This window comes from Clostridium sp. OM05-9 (genome assembly GCF_003481465.1).
GTDB lineage: Bacteria > Bacillota > Clostridia > Lachnospirales > Lachnospiraceae > Coprococcus > Coprococcus ammoniilyticus.
The window spans coordinates 35,696-51,915 of the sequence record NZ_QULF01000003.1 but is presented as its reverse complement, the minus strand read 5'-3'; the positions used below and the strand labels follow the sequence as shown (position 1 = coordinate 51,915).

13 protein-coding genes are annotated in these 16,220 nt (G+C 41.5%); 3 read left to right on the top strand and 10 right to left on the bottom strand.

The window, feature by feature from the left end:
- Positions 1-47: 47 nt before the first annotated feature.
- Positions 48-1,202 (bottom strand): FKBP-type peptidyl-prolyl cis-trans isomerase, encoded by a 1,155-nt coding sequence (locus DXB77_RS05575; protein ID WP_118662803.1) that lies wholly within the window; start codon positions 1,200-1,202, stop codon positions 48-50.
- 77 nt (positions 1,203-1,279) lie between these two features.
- A complete protein-coding gene (tig, locus tag DXB77_RS05570; RefSeq protein WP_117823185.1) occupies positions 1,280-2,506 on the bottom strand; it encodes a trigger factor in 1,227 nt (408 codons plus the stop codon).
- Between the two features lie 499 nt (positions 2,507-3,005).
- On the opposite strand from tig, the gene nrdD reads away from it, so the two are divergent.
- The 3 genes from nrdD to dut all read left to right on the top strand — a co-directional run bounded on the left by nrdD (position 3,006) and on the right by dut (position 6,380).
- The gene (gene nrdD, locus DXB77_RS05565) at positions 3,006-5,132 is read left to right on the top strand and encodes an anaerobic ribonucleoside-triphosphate reductase (protein ID WP_021943174.1); all 2,127 of its coding nucleotides are present in this window, start codon (positions 3,006-3,008) and stop codon (positions 5,130-5,132) included.
- 265 nt (positions 5,133-5,397) lie between these two features.
- On the top strand, positions 5,398-5,934 hold the full coding sequence (nrdG, locus tag DXB77_RS05560; protein ID WP_021943173.1) for an anaerobic ribonucleoside-triphosphate reductase activating protein: 537 nt from the start codon (positions 5,398-5,400) through the stop codon (positions 5,932-5,934).
- Positions 5,934-6,380, top strand: coding sequence for a dUTP diphosphatase (dut, locus tag DXB77_RS05555; protein ID WP_021943172.1), 447 nt, complete (start codon positions 5,934-5,936; stop codon positions 6,378-6,380). Before nrdG ends, dut begins: the two co-directional genes overlap by 1 nt.
- Before the next feature lie 57 nt (positions 6,381-6,437).
- Here dut and DXB77_RS05550 read toward each other — a convergent pair whose 3' ends face one another.
- From DXB77_RS05550 to DXB77_RS05515, 8 genes are all read right to left on the bottom strand, one after another.
- Complete coding sequence (locus tag DXB77_RS05550; protein ID WP_021943171.1) at positions 6,438-7,478, bottom strand: peptidylprolyl isomerase; 1,041 nt, start codon at positions 7,476-7,478, stop codon at positions 6,438-6,440.
- An 88-nt stretch (positions 7,479-7,566) separates the two neighbouring features.
- Positions 7,567-11,091 carry a transcription-repair coupling factor gene (gene mfd / locus DXB77_RS05545; RefSeq protein WP_118662802.1) on the bottom strand — a complete coding sequence of 1,175 codons (3,525 nt, stop codon included), beginning with the start codon at positions 11,089-11,091 and terminating at the stop codon, positions 7,567-7,569.
- Positions 11,092-11,226: 135 nt separating this feature from the next.
- Complete coding sequence (pth, locus tag DXB77_RS05540) at positions 11,227-11,784, bottom strand: aminoacyl-tRNA hydrolase (protein ID WP_021943169.1); 558 nt, start codon at positions 11,782-11,784, stop codon at positions 11,227-11,229.
- Between the two features lies 1 nt (position 11,785).
- Positions 11,786-12,544 carry a sugar phosphate nucleotidyltransferase gene (locus DXB77_RS05535; RefSeq protein ID WP_118662801.1) on the bottom strand — a complete coding sequence of 253 codons (759 nt, stop codon included), beginning with the start codon at positions 12,542-12,544 and terminating at the stop codon, positions 11,786-11,788.
- A gap of 208 nt (positions 12,545-12,752) precedes the next feature.
- The gene (locus DXB77_RS05530) at positions 12,753-13,169 is read right to left on the bottom strand and encodes a hypothetical protein (protein ID WP_118483486.1); all 417 of its coding nucleotides are present in this window, start codon (positions 13,167-13,169) and stop codon (positions 12,753-12,755) included.
- 102 nt (positions 13,170-13,271) lie between these two features.
- Entirely contained in the window at positions 13,272-13,532 is a 261-nt protein-coding gene (spoVG, locus tag DXB77_RS05525) for a septation regulator SpoVG (protein WP_008400199.1), read from the bottom strand.
- A gap of 29 nt (positions 13,533-13,561) precedes the next feature.
- Entirely contained in the window at positions 13,562-14,686 is a 1,125-nt protein-coding gene (gene glgD / locus DXB77_RS05520; protein ID WP_117785223.1) for a glucose-1-phosphate adenylyltransferase subunit GlgD, read from the bottom strand.
- A gap of 2 nt (positions 14,687-14,688) precedes the next feature.
- The gene (locus DXB77_RS05515) at positions 14,689-15,957 is read right to left on the bottom strand and encodes a glucose-1-phosphate adenylyltransferase (protein WP_117823201.1); all 1,269 of its coding nucleotides are present in this window, start codon (positions 15,955-15,957) and stop codon (positions 14,689-14,691) included.
- Between the last annotated feature and the right edge of the window lie 263 nt (positions 15,958-16,220).

Sequence of the window (16,220 nt, the reverse complement as noted above, 5' to 3'; positions counted from 1 at the left end):
GTCATCTGCTTCTTGTCAAAACAAATTTTGTAAAAACGTCAATTTTTTTATTCTGCCTCTGAAGCTGCCTCTGTTGTTGACTCTGTGCTCTCTGCTTCAGTGGAACCATCTTCCGATGCATCTTCTGAACTTGCTTCTGTTGAATCTACCTGAACAGCTGTACCCATCAGATAATCAAGAACCTTTTCCTCTGTTGCATAGAATTTCAGATCGCTCGCTGAATATTTGGAGTTGATCGTATCCTCGTCTACTTCATTATCATCCATCAGCTTCTGCTTATATGCATCCGCCTCTTTATCACTTGCGATCAGGTCTTTATCTAATGCGATCGAGCTTACAATAATCTTCTCCTGCATAACAGACTCTACAGAGCTCTGAAGATAGGATACAAATGCAGATTCATCTGTATATCCATAGAAATACTGTAAGAATGTTGGTACGCCGATTCCATACTGAGAAGCACTGGACTCGATATTATCCATAACACTCTTGACATAGGAATCAATTTCGCCTTCCGGATACTGATTAAATGTTGTTTTCTCTTTGATTGCCTTTAATACATTTGCACGATCTGTACTGTCTGCAGTTTTGTCTGCATCCTTCTGAAGCTCATCTGTCAGATACTTGGTATAATCCTCCGTCGTTGTATATTTACCATCCGTAGCCGACTTCACAAGGTCATCTGTATATTCCGGTGTCGTCGTTATCTTGATATAATTGACCGTTACATCAAATACAGCTTCCATTCCTGCTACTGTTGTATCAGAATAATCATCCGGATATGTGATTGTGATCTTCTTCTCTGTACCAGGCTTTAATCCGATCATCTGATCATCAAGTCCCGGTGCTAATGCATCCTTGCCTATAACAACGCTGGTTCCGGCTTCATCATCATTCTTATTCTTTTCCTGACCATTGATCGTTTCTACATAATTGATGTTGACATCATCACCATCTTTAATGGCACTGTCATAATCCTTTGTCTCTATATTATTATCTGTACAGAATGAATCAATCTTCTCATCGATCTGATCCTGTGTTACCTCTCTGGATGCCGGAACATATTCAACACCATCATAATCACTTACCTCTGCACATTTTGCATACTGCTTGAATTCACTCTTTGTGCTTCCACATCCGCTAAGCACTCCCATGCCGACAACGGTTGCCAGGCAAAGGGTCATTACCTTCTTCATTTTCATAATATAATCTTTCTCCTCAAGGCTTCATCTTATTATTTTATCATCCTCATTTTAAGGATCCTGTTTCAACATCCGCTTTAGTTTGCCTCTGTTGTTACTTCTGTGGTTTCTTCAGAAGCCGTTGTTGCTTCTGTTGCAGCTTCTGTACTCTCTACCTTCTTGCCATTATCAAGCAGGAAAGTCATAACCTTATCTGCAAGTGTATAATACATCAGATCTTCAGAAGAATACTGCTCTCTGATCTGATCCTCTGTTGTAGAATTATTGTCTGCCAGCTTCTTAATATATGCTGTTTCTTCATCTGCATCGATCGTAATATTCTCTGCTTTTGCAATCGCACAGACAGCCTTCTTTTCCTTTACGGACTCTTCACAGATCTGCTTTACATATTCTGCAAATGACTCCTCATCACTGTATCCATAGTAGTAATTGATAAATGTTGCATAATCGAAATTATAGGAGCTTGCCTGAGCTTTCAGGTTGTCAATAATTTCGCTTGCAAGACTTTCAACTTCATCTTCCGGTACATTCTCGATCTGTGCTTTATTAATAACACTTGTCATAACCACATTCTGTGCAGAAGTAAGTGCTGCAGTCTCATTGCTTGCTTCCAGTTCTGCTTTGATTGATGCTTCATATTCATCTACTGTTTTATAGGAAGTATTATTGGCAACAAGTTCATCGTTGTACTCTGGTTCAACCGGAATCTTAATGTAGTTTACAGTCGTCTTAAATACTGCATCCTTTCCATTCAGTTCTGTGTTTGTTGTACTGTAATCCTCCGGGAATGTTACATTTACATCAAATGTATCTCCGGCTTTATGACCTACGATCTGATCTTCAAAATCATCAATAAAAGATTTGCTTCCCAATGTCAGATCATAACCATTTCCATCAGAATTACCACCTTCAAATTCCTTACCATCTACAGTTCCGACAAAGTCGATATTTACAATATCACCCATCTTTGCTGCACTTGTCTTATCTTCATTATAAGTAGTGCAGGATGAAATAAAAGAATCTACCTTGCTCTGAATATCATCTGCAGTTACCGCTTCCGGTGCATATTCATATTCAATTCCTTTGTACTCTCCAAGCGTAACGCCATCTGCATATTTCTCGATATACTCATCGATCGTCAAATCTTCTGCTGCCTCTGTGCTGCTGTCTGATGAAGTCGCATCCGTTTGCGTTGCATTGTCAAGCTTACCGGTTGTATTCTTTTTATCGCCGCATCCCACAGCCATAGATAATGTCATTGCCATTGCAAGAGCAACCGCAAGTCCCTTTTTCAATTTCCTCATTGTACTTACCTCTATATATTATAAAATTAGGTATCACCTATCATAGCTTTATATCACATTTCCAATTAAAAATAAAGCTATTTTAAGTAATTCATAGAAATGTCACAAACTATGCAACGTTATTGTTAAATGCCTGATTGTTTGCAATACTTCGACAGTATCCATACTTTCAGATACAATTTCCGACAATTTCACATAATGTCAATCGCCACTCGAACAGTAAATCACATTTTCCCATGCAACACAATATCTAGTATTATTTCTTTGATTTTTTCTCAATATTTTGTACTGATTGATATAGACAAACCAAAATGGTGATGCTATAATGTGTAACTGTCGGGGACATAGAGTTACAAAATATTCCAAACGATTTTTTAGTCTCACAGATTTTAAATCGTTCATTTTTTTGTCTTTTTTTCACACGCGACGCAATATGTTGGGGTTTGAGAAAACATTGCACTCAATATCTAGATAATCAATTTTGAAGGAGAATGTAAAAATGCAGGTAATCAAAAGAGACGGTCGAGCCGTATCCTATGATCGCAGCAAGATTATCGTTGCCATCCAGAAGGCAAATGCCGAAGTCGAAGACTGCGAAAAAATTTCTGAAGAAAAAATCGAAGAGATCATAGACGGTATCGAAGCAAAAAACAGAAAAAGAATGCTGGTCGAGGACATTCAGGATATCATCGAGCAGAAGATTATGGCAGAAGGGAAATTCGTTCTTGCCAAAACTTACATTATATATAGATACAGCCGTGAACTGATCCGTAAAGCAAATACAACTGACGATTCCATTCTCAGCCTGATCCAGAACAGAAACAAAGATGTTATGGAAGAGAATTCAAATAAAAACGCAACTGTTGCTTCCACTCAGCGAGATCTGATCGCCGGTGAGGTTTCAAAGGATCTTACCAAACGACTTCTGTTGCCTGAAAAGATTTCAAAAGCACATGAAGAAGGTGCGATCCATTTCCACGATGCTGATTATTTCTTACAGCCAATCTTCAACTGTTGTCTGATCAACATCGGAGATATGCTTGACAATGGCACTGTCATGAACGGCAAACTGATCGAGAGCCCTAAGAGTTTTCAGGTTGCATGTACGATCGTTACACAGATCATTGCTGCCGTTGCCTCCAGCCAGTATGGTGGTCAGTCCGTTGATATCCGTCACCTTGGAAAATATCTGCGTAAGAGTTACAATAAATACAAAGCATTATATCAGGAAGAATTTGGCGAGAGATTAGATGCCGATACATTAGAGGAGCTGGTAAAAGAAAGACTGAACGACGAGCTCCGTTCCGGTGTTCAGACGATCCAGTACCAGATCAACACTCTGATGACTACAAATGGTCAGTCTCCATTTGTTACCTTATTCCTGAATCTCGATCCAACTGATGAATACATTGAAGAGAATGCCATGATCGTAGAAGAAATCCTCCGTCAGCGTTTAGAGGGTATTAAAAACGAAGTTGGTGTCTATGTAACACCTGCATTTCCAAAGCTGATCTACGTTCTGGATGAGCACAACTGCTTAAAGGGCGGCAAATATGATTACATCACCCGTCTTGCGATCAAGTGCTCCGCTAAGAGAATGTATCCGGATTACATCTCCGCTAAGAAGATGCGTGAGAACTATGAAGGTAATGTCTTCTCCTGTATGGGATGCCGTTCTTTCCTCTCTCCTTGGAAGGATGAAAATGGCAACTATAAGTGGGAAGGTCGTTTCAACCAGGGTGTTGTCAGCCTGAATCTTCCTCAGATCGGTATTCTGGCAAAGGGTGATGAAAATAAATTCTGGTCACTCCTAGATGAACGGCTTCAGTTATGTTACGATGCGCTGATGTGCCGTCACAGAGCACTGGAAGGCGTAACTTCAGATGTCAGCCCAATTCACTGGCAGTATGGTGCGATTGCACGATTAAAGAAGGGTGAGGTTATCGATCCACTGCTTCACAACGGCTACTCCACACTGTCACTTGGATACATCGGTCTGTATGAGACTTCTATCCTGATGAAGGGTGTCAGCCATACGGATCCGGTTGGTGAAGAATTTGCATTAAAGGTTATGAATAGAATGCGTGCAGCCTGTGATAAATGGAAGGCTGATACCGGACTTGGCTTCGGCTTATATGGAACACCAGCCGAAAGCTTATGTTATAGATTTGCACGCATTGATAAAGAACGTTTCGGTACGATCAAGGATGTTACTGATAAGGGCTACTACACAAACTCCTACCATGTTGATGTCCGTGAGAAGATCGATGCATTCAGCAAGTTTAGATTTGAGAGTCAGTTCCAGACGATCTCATCCGGTGGTGCGATCTCCTATGTCGAGATACCAAATATGCGTAACAATCTGGATGCTCTCGCAGAAGTGGTCCGCTACATTTATGAGAATATCCAGTACGCTGAGTTCAATACAAAATCAGACTACTGTCATGTATGTGGATATGACGGTGAGATCATCATCAATGCAGATGGCGAATGGGAATGTCCTCAGTGTGGCAACAAAGACCACGCAAAGATGAACGTTACAAGAAGAACCTGTGGTTATCTCGGTGAAAACTTCTGGAACGTAGGCAAGACCAAAGAAATGGCTTCCAGAGTATTACACCTGTAGGATTCAGGTCTGAAGCATGTGGTTCATCCATACCACAAACAGAATAATGTATACCACATACGATCAGAATATACCGGAATTTTTATAAAAACACTTGCTATATTGAAAAAATTGGTTTATATTAAAGCTATGCATAAAGTATTTACTTGTATGAACAGTTTACATCCGATTTTTAACTAAGTGCATTAATAATTTCAATTTGTATGGTCTGCATGTCGTAGAGGGCAATGCGGGCCATACTTTTTGTATGGGAGAAATAATAATTATGAATTATATGGATATCAAACGGTGTGATATCGCAAACGGAACCGGAGTCCGAACCTCTCTGTTCGTATCCGGCTGCACACACCACTGTAAGGGTTGTTTTAATCAGGATACCTGGGATTTCAACGCAGGTAAGCCTTTTACTCAAAAAGAAATTGATACGATCATTGAACTCTGTAAGCCGGATCATATTGTAGGGCTTACCCTGCTTGGCGGCGAACCATTGGAATTCGTCAATCAGCAGGGACTGCTTCCACTTCTGGAACAGTTCAAAGCTGCTTATCCGGATAAAACGATCTGGTGCTATACCGGCTATGATTTTGAAAAAGACGTTCTGGACAAAATGTATTTCCAGTGGGATTTCACTCACAAATTCCTGTCCTATCTGGATGTTTTAGTCGACGGAGAATTTGTTGAAGAAAAGAAAGTTCTGGATCTGCGATTCAGAGGTTCTACAAATCAGAGAATATTGGATGTTCCAAAATCATTAGCTGCCAAGAAAGCAGTCTTATGGGACGAGAAAGGAAGGTACTTCTAATGACCACATTTGATATTAACATTAAGAAACTGAATGAAAATGCGACAATTCCTTCTTATGGTTCTGAATTTGCTGCCGGAGCAGATCTGTATGCCTGCATGGAGGAACCGGTAACGATCGTTGCCGGAGAAACCCAGTTCATCCACACCGGACTGGCTATCGAGATTCCGGCCGGCTATGCCGGACTGGTCTATGCAAGAAGCGGTCTTGCCTGTAAGCGTGGTCTTGCCCCTGCCAACAAAGTAGGCGTTATCGATGCAGATTACCGTGGAGAGATCATGGTAGCACTCCATAACCACTCTAATGTCGATCAGACGATTGAAAGCGGCGAACGTATTGCGCAGCTTGTTATCACCCCATACATTACCGGATGTTTCCATACTGTAGATGAATTATCCGATACCGTACGCGGTGAAGGTGGCTTCGGCTCTACTGGAAGAAAATAAACAGGCAAAAAAGGTCCATGGCACGAAATGTACCATGGACCTTTTTATTCTATCCCATTAATTAAACGTAATCATACTATACACGTCAGTATTTACGCTCTTGGAATAAGTGTAATCTTTGTCAATCTTTGATACCCAGTTCGTTAAAAGGTTATTAAAATAGGCATCATTCGCTTCTTTTGTCAGCTCCGCTTTATTCGTAGCGGTTGCCTTCTCATCCGTCAGATATGTCATCTGGAAGATATGATAGCCATTCTCAGTCTCGATAACCTGTGAGATATCTCCATCCTGCATATCATATAAGGTATCCAGAACCTCCTGCCCATAGCTTTCCAGAATCTGATCCTTGCTCATGGTATGGCTTCCTGCATATTGCAGGTTATTTGTATGGCCAAGGAAAGTGATATTCAGGTTCGGATTGTCCGATAACTGCTGTTTGATCGAAGTATAAGCCTCGTCCGCTTTTTGTTTCTGTTCTGCGATCTTATCCTTACTGTACACTACAATATTTCCAAAATCATCCTCATAATAACATTCAAAGAACATATCATAAAATGTCGTCATTCTTGCCTGCTCATCGGATACCTCAGCAGAGGAGTCGCTCATGACATGATCGTAGATTTTCTTCGCCAATGCATTCTCCTGAAGGACACGGGATGGTGTATCTGCCTCCATGCCGGTTTCTTTCAACTGCTCATCGGTCAGACTGTTATAGAAATCTTCCGCTTCCTGTTCTGCCTGTGCCTGTTCTTCCGCCGTCAGACTGATCTTATATTCATCCGCCTGTGCGATCAGCGCCTTGGTCTGAACAATATTGGAGATCACTTCACGTCTTGCCATTTCCTCGACGTTCATCTCGATGCCACCATCCGTCTCGATCGTTTTTCCCCAGATATCGTTGCCGTATTCCTTTTCGTACTCATCAATGGTTGTCTGTGCATAGATATACACCTCGTCCAGATAAATGTTGTCATTTCCGAATTTGAATACAATATATTTTCCTGTATTATCCTGACTTTCTTCTCCGCACGCTGCAAGTGTAAGTAACATCACACATGTACAGATCAAAGAAATAGCCTTTAGAATTCTACGTTTCATCCACCAAACCTCCTGTTCTTCCAGCTCACCGATTCCGGCATCTGCATCATCCTGCAAACATTACAGATTTCGGTATGCTGATCATCCTTTATTCTTCTGCAAGCTCCGCAATATCAGCTACAACTGCTCTCGCCTGCTTCCAGATTTCTTTCTCTGTGATCGTCTTCATCTTAAGCACAAAAGATGGACTGTTGCCGATCACAAATTTCATGCTTCCTCTATATTTATCTAATAACGAATCAATCTTTGCTGTGTCGATCTTCGCCTGTTTAAACATCGAAAACCGTAGCTCCGCCCCCGCCAGCATAATGCTGGTTATATAGGCACGATTTGCCTTTGCCTTTAATAAAGATACATCAAGCAGGTTCAGAACCTCTGTCGGCATCTCTCCAAATCTGTCGTTTAATTCGTCAATGATATCGTCGTAATCATCATCCGATGCGATATGAGATATCCTCTTATACAGATCCAGCTTAATGAATTCATTCTTGACATATTCAGCCGGTATATAAGCATCCACCGGAAGCTGTACGGTTGTCTCAAACCGTTCTTCAACCTTCTCGCCCATCTCCTGACGGATCGCATCATTTAACATCTTACAGTACAGATCATAACCAACTGCTTCCATATGACCGGACTGATCCTCGCCTAAGATATTTCCCGCGCCGCGGATCTCCAGATCCTTCATGGACACCTTGATTCCGGAACCAAGATCGGTAAATTCCCGGATCGCTTTCAGTCTCTTTTCCGCAGTTTCCTTAATAAGTTTATCCCGACGGTACATCAGAAATGCATATGCATTCCGATCTGAACGACCGACACGGCCGCGGAGCTGATACAACTGGGATAAGCCAAATGTATCTGCATCATGAATGATCATGGTATTCGCATTTGGAATATCCAGTCCCGTCTCGATGATCGTCGTCGTGACCAGCACATCAATCTCATGATTGATAAACCGGTACATGATGTCCTCCAGCTGTCGTTCATGCATCTGTCCATGCGCATACTCAACAACTGCATCCGGTACAAGGGATGCAATCTCCGATGTGACCATCTCTATATTATTTACCCGGTTATATACATAATATACCTGACCATCCCGCGCCAGCTCACGCTTGATCGCTTCTTTGACAAGTTCGGGATCAAGCTCCATGACATAGGTCTGGATCGCCCGTCTGTCAACCGGCGCTTCTTCCAGAACACTCATATCCCGAATACCGATCAGGCTCATATGAAGTGTACGAGGAATAGGAGTCGCTGTCAAGGTCAGGACATCAACATTTGTCTTCATCTGCTTGATCTTTTCCTTATGTGTTACACCAAACCGCTGCTCCTCGTCTATGATCAGCAGACCAAGCTGCTTAAATGTCACATCCTTCGATAACAGACGATGTGTTCCGATCACGATATCCACCTTGCCGGCCTTCAGATCAGCGATCGTCTCCCGAACCTCCTTCGGTGTACAGAAACGGCACAACAGACGGATCTCAACCGGAAATTCCTTCATACGTTCTTTGAATGTATTATAATGCTGCTGTGCAAGAATCGTAGTCGGCACAAGATAAGCAACCTGTCTGCCATCGTATACCGCCTTAAATGCCGCACGGATCGCAACCTCTGTCTTACCAAAGCCCACATCACCACAGATCAGACGATCCATGATCTTGCTGCTCTCCATGTCTGCCTTCGTCTCTGCGATCGCTTTCTTCTGGTCATCCGTTTCCTCATATGGGAACATTTCCTCAAATTCCTGCTGCCAGATCGTATCCTTCGAATAGCAGAAGCCCTGTGATGCCTGTCGTTTCGCATACAGGTTCACCAGTTCCTTTGCGATCGTTGCAACATGACCTTTTACCCGGCTTCTGGTCTTCTCCCAGTCTTTACTGCCGAGCTTGTTGATCTTCGGCCGTCTGCCCTCTTTATCACTGTATTTCTGGATACAGTCTACCTCAGAAGCCAGTACATAGAGCTTTCCGCCCTCTGCATAATTGATCGTTACATAGTCTTTTAAGACACCGTCCACTTCAACCTTCTCGATACCGCCATAGATACCAACTCCATAACGTTCATGGATCACACAGTCACCCACACTGATATCGGAGAAATCTTTGATCACTTCGCCGGAATACCGTGGCTTCTGGTTCTTCTTTTTCTTCGTACTGCTCCGTGCAGTAAAGACGTCGCCTTCATTTATCACAACCAGCTTCAGCTCCGGGAACTCAAATCCTGCCCGAAGTCTTCCTGTCGTAACCATAACCTCTTTCTCGGAAAGAACACGGTCGGTATCCTCCGAATAGAAGCATGCCACATCATGGCTGGTCAGATTCTCAACCATCCGTTTGGCTCTGGTCGTCGATGGCGAGATAAATATGATCCGATAATTTTTCTCTCTCCATTTTCCGATATCCGCAATTAACGCTTCAAAATTATTCCTATAAGAATTAACCACTCGACTGTCGTAAGTTACATCATGTCGGATCGTAAAATACCGATCCTCATGATACAGAATAGAAAATGCGAGCGTCTGAAATGCCTGCATTTTCTGCACGATTGCCGAATAGGTAAATAAAATATTCATCATACCCGGAAGGATATATCCACCCTCCAGCCGGCTCTCCATGCTCTCAAGGAAGGTTGCCATATAGTTATCCGCATAATCTGATATTCTCGAAGTCTCATCTAATAAAATAACTGTATTTTTTGTATGGAAGCAGTCTAAGAGTGATACGGTCTTACTGTAGAAATACTCTACATAACTGTCCACTCCTGCCATCCCATGAAACTCCGTCAACTGCTCTTTGATCTCTCCGATCTGCTTCTTTAAGCGGGCAGCTTCCTCTGTCTTGAACTCTTTCCGCAGCTTCTCATAATATGGTTTGAATTCCTGCTCCAGCTTGTGGATCCCCTGCGCCGTCCTGCGATCAGACAACACCATCTCGCTTGCTGGATAAATCTGGATCTCCTGCACCTGTTCGATCGACCGCTGGCTCTCTACATCAAAGCTCCGGATCGTATCGACCTCCGTATCCCACATATCGATACGATATGGGCATTCCTCTGTCAAAGGAAAGATATCAATGATACCACCACGCACCGCAAACTGTCCGACACCGTCCACGCTGTCCGCCTTTTCATACCCCAGTTCTACCAGCCGTTTCTTAAGCGCTTCAACATCCAGTTCTTCCGCCTCGCGGATCGTCACAACGTTTTTCTTAATGTAGGACAGATCCGGCATCTTATCAAATAACGCATCCACTGTCAGAATGATCGTACAGGCTTCTCCCTCGATCAGTCGTCTGAATATATCCATCCGCCGTCTGGTGATAGAATTTCCATGGATATCTGAGCTGTAAAATAAAATATCCTTCGACGGATACATATACACCGCTTTATCATAGAAACGGAAATCCTCGTATAACTGTTCCATTCTCTGTTCACTGTAGGTTACGACCAGTCTTACATGTGCATCGGATGAAAATGCATGCATCAGATATACCCGGTCTGTTCCATCATTCCCGGATATATTGACGATGCCATCCTGCTGCTTTAACCAGTCCTTTATCTGTATATAATTTTCGGTATGTTTTACAGGCTCATTGATTGCCTTCATATCGACGCCAAATGCCAGGCTGATACAGCCTGGCTCCCTTTCTTTTTTATTTTCTGATTATTTATACCTGTCTGACCGTATGCATGGCTACACCCTGTATACGACCGGTTCCGATCAACACATTTTGCCTTTCGGTTAATTATATTTATTCATTGCTGCTGCCGCACTGTCTTTTAAGATCAGCGCGATTGCATCACAGGCATTATCACAGCCTGCCTTGATCTCCGGAAGTTCGTCTTTTCCGAATCTGGATAATACATAATCTGCAAGATCCATACGATCCGGTTTCTTTCCGATTCCGACACGGACACGGACAAATTCCTGTGTTCCCAGATGTGAAATAATATTCTTCATTCCATTATGTCCGCCGGCACTTCCCTTTTCACGGATCCGAAGTTTGCCGACTGCCAAATCGATATCATCATAAGCAACGATCACATCAGATGGATCGCATTTGTAATAATCGACCAGCTCCCGGACACTTTCTCCACTCAGATTCATAAATGTCTGTGGCATTGCAAGGATCACTTTCTCCCCTTCTATCATGCCCCTGCCATAGATTGCTTTATGCTTCTTTTCACTCAATTCTATATTATATTTATCTGCAAGCCCTACAATTACGGAAAATCCTACATTATGTCTGGTTCCCGCATATTTGGTTCCCGGATTTCCAAGTCCTACTATCAGTTTCATCTTATCTTGACCTCATTATCTCTTCTGCTTCTGCAAGCTGTTCCAGTGTATTGACACCCTTGATCTGATCTGCATCCTCCATGGCTGCTGCATCAACCGGAAGTCCCATTTTCTTGATGATCTCAATGGTATCCGGCAGATAATATTCACCCTGTGCATTATCATTTGTAATCTGTGAAAGTGCTGCCAGTAATGCATCACATTTGAAAATATACATACCGGAATTTACTTCTTTAACCGCCTGTTCTTCCTCAGTTGCATCCTTCTGTTCTACGATCTTTGATAAGCCTTTCTCATCACGGATAATTCTTCCGTATCCAAATGGATCTGAAAGCATTGCCGAGATAACTGTAACACCATTTCCTGCTGCAACATGCTTCTTGATCGCCTGCTCTAATGTCTTACCGGTTACAAGTGGTGTATCTCCACAAAGGACAACAACATCGCCCTCTGTACCGATAAAATCAGAAGCACACTTGACCGCATGACCGGTTCCAAGCTGTTCGGTCTGTAGTGCGTAACTTACTACATCCTGCATTTCTTCTGTCTTACCAAGCTTCGCATAAGTATCTTTAATACTCTTTTCTACTTCTTCTGCCTTGTATCCAACGATCACGCAGACTTTATCACATCCGGCAGCTCTTGCCGCCTCTATCGAATAGTATACCATCGGCTTACCAAGCACCTCGTGCACAACCTTTGGCTTTTCAGATTTCATTCTTGTTCCCTTGCCTGCTGCAAGGATGATTGCTTTCAGCATAATTACCTCCAAATAAAATATGAGATTGCTACAGCTAATTTTACTTTATCCCTATTTCATTTTCAACCATATGGTGGAAATATTTCGTATATTCATCAAATTCTTCCTTACCACATGATAAACATTTCATAAATATAATCTCCTCTCAAATTAAATTCATAGCCCATATATTGGACTCCACTACGACTTTCTTTAATGGTCCATTTAATCAAAGTTCATTTTTCTGAAAAGGAACAGATATTCCCATCATCACACCAGCTAAAATCATTATGCTGGCATAAATCTCATTCAAATTAAAACATACCATAATCATAGCCAAAATAACAAAAATGGAGCAAATTCCCAGTTGAAGATTCTTTATTTTTCCCTTTTTATCTTTTTTTAACTTAACTATTAAAAAACCTACATCCAATAAAATATAGAGAATAAAGTCTACAATGAATAAAGCAATGTTTAAATCTTTTTCATAACAAATTGCTAAAATAATATTATACAATCCCAAAGCCACAGAACATACCTTGGTTAATTTAGCGTTCCAAATCACATTTGGAATCTTCCATTTGAAAGTAGACCAAACAATCAAAAAACAACCCGAAAACAATATCATTACTCTATTTATTTCCATAAATCTTCTCTCCCCTTGTTATAGATCTATATCATATATAAATACCAATACTAACACTAAAGCCAGCCACTGCATCTACAGTGGCTGGCTCCGTTTCACGTCTTAAGCTTCCAGTGATTCCTGATATTTCTCAAGTATCATCCGCTGCAGACGTTCTCTTGTCTCAGTATTGATTGGATGTGCGATATCTCTGTACTCACCATCTGCTGCTTTCCGGCTAGGCATCGCAATAAACAATCCCTTATCACCCTGAATCACTTTGATATCATGAACTACAAATTCATTATCAATTGTGATCGAAACGACGGCTTTCATCTTACCTTCTTTTTCAACACCCCTGACTCTGATATCGGTCACCTGCATCGTGTGTACCCCCTTGTCTTTCTTATCTGCTACAATGCGTATCTGAAATTCTTCTCCACGATAACCTTGATGTCATCCGGGCTACCCTGATGAACTGTATTTGCACGGATCGTATCTCTACTCTCTACAATACAGTTTTCAATTACACAATTATCCCCAATGTGTACATCGTTCAGAATGATAGAATTTCTGATCACACAGTTGTTGCCAATGTATACCTTCTTAAATAATACTGAATTTTCTACAGTACCATTTATGATACATCCACTTGCTACCAGGCTGTTATTCACAACCGCTTCCCCATTATACTTTGCCGGTGGAAGATCCTCCACCTTGGAGTAGATGTCAGGATGCTGCTTGAAGAAATAGTTTCTTACATCTCTGTTCAGGAAATCCATGTTTGTCTTATAGTAAGACTCCTTGGTTCCGATGTTTCTCCAGTAAGTATCCATCTTATATCCATAAATCTTCTTTACATTCTTATATCTTACAAGAATATCTCTTACAAAATCAGTTCTGCCTTCATTTGCACAGGTTTCCAGTAATTCGATGAGCTGTCTTCTTCTGATCACATAGATACCGGTTGAAATCGTATTGTTGCCTGCAACCAGTGGCTTCTCCTCGAAATCTACGATACGGTTGTCCGCATCCATCTGTATTACACCAAAACGGTTCACATCATCTTCTCCCGGTGCAAGGTCCTTACATACAACCGTAATATCTGCACCCTTGCTGATGTGTTCTTCCAGAACCTTACCATAATCCAGCTTGTAGATACCATCACCGGATGCAATGACTACATATGGCTCATGACTTTCCTTCAGGAAATTAATGTTCTGATAAAGTGCATCTGCTGTACCTTTATACCAGTAGCTGTTCTCTGATGTAATGGTTGGTGTGAATATATAGAGACCACCCTGTTTTCTTCCGAAATCCCACCATTTGCTGGAATTCAGATGTTCGTTCAGAGATCTGGTATTGTACTGTGTAAATACCGCTACCTTCTGGATATGGGAATTTGTCATATTCGAAAGGGCAAAATCAATAGCTCTGTAACCGCCAGTAATAGGCATAGCTGCAACAGCTCTCTTTGCTGATAATTCGCCCATCTTGTTGCTATTACCACCTGCTAAAATTATACCTAATGCTCTCATCTCTATTCACCTGCCTTTATAATACTTCCGCCACTCTTTAAGTTGCCATCCGGATAATCTTCCGGAGTAGTCACACCAGATATAGCAGTATTCTTACCGATTGTTACACCATCAGGAACAACTGAGTTCTCTCCGATCGTAACAAGTCCAAATGAATAAATCTGTGGCTTGAATTCGTTGACAGCTTCTTCTCCGATTCCAAGCTTAGCATCCTTACCAATCTTAACATTCTCTGCGATGATAGCCTTGTCCATATATGCATTCTCACCGATCGTTGCGTTATTCATAATGATCGAATTACGGATGACTGCACCCTTTTCGATCGTAACGCCGGAACCGATAACGGAATTCTCAACATCGCCGTATACCTCTGTTCCTTCACCGATGATACATCTGCTTACTCTGCCGCTTGCATCTATGTACTGTGGTGGGATCGCATCTGTCTTGGTGTAGATCTTCCAGAACTCCTCATACAGATTGAATTCAGGAACAATATCTACTAATTCCATATTTGCTTCCCAGTAAGAACCAAGTGTTCCTACGTCCTTCCAGTAACCCTTGAAGTCGTATGCACAGATCTTCTTGCCATTTGAATGGCAGTATGGAATGATGTGCTTACCAAAGTCACATTCCGGCTGATCCTTCATCTTTACAAGTGCCTCACGAAGCACCTTCCAACTGAATATATATATACCCATAGATGCTTTGTTACTTCTAGGATTTGCAGGTTTCTCCTCAAATTCTGAAATAACATTGTTCTCATCTGTAATTACAACGCCAAATCTGCTAGCTTCTTCCCATGGTACCTGATATGTTGCAAGTGTGATATCCGCATCACAGGATTTGTGATATTCCAGCATGTTTTCATAGTCCATCTTGTAGATATGATCACCAGATAATATCAGAACATATTCAGGATTATAATAGTCTATAAATTCCAGGTTCTGATAAATAGCATTTGCAGTACCTGTATACCATTCGCTGTTATCACTTTTCTCGTATGGTGGAAGAACTGTCACGCCTCCTATGTTACGATCCAGATCCCAAGGAATACCGATTCCGATATGCTGGTTAAGTCTCAGTGGTCTGTACTGTGTAAGAACACCTACTGTATCAACACCTGAATTAATACAGTTGCTCAATGGGAAATCGATAATCTTGTATTTGCCGCCAAAAGCTACAGCCGGCTTAGCCAGATTAGAGGTCAGAACGCCTAAACGGCTTCCCTGTCCTCCTGCAAGAAGCATGGCTATCATTTCTTTTTTAATCATAATGTCACCCCTTCGTGCGTATTAATATAAATGCATTATACCACTGTTTTTGTAATAAGCAAAGTTTTTTATTGCATTTTCACAATAAAAGTTGAAAGAATATAGAAATTTTAAACATTTTTACAAAACAAACACATATTTTGCATGAATTTTCCATGTATCTTTTAACAATTTTCACTGTGCATTTTTGATTAAAAAATTTTCTTTCCTGTATTCTCCGGGTAGAAATGGTTTTCTACTTGTGATAAACTCTAATTAATTAT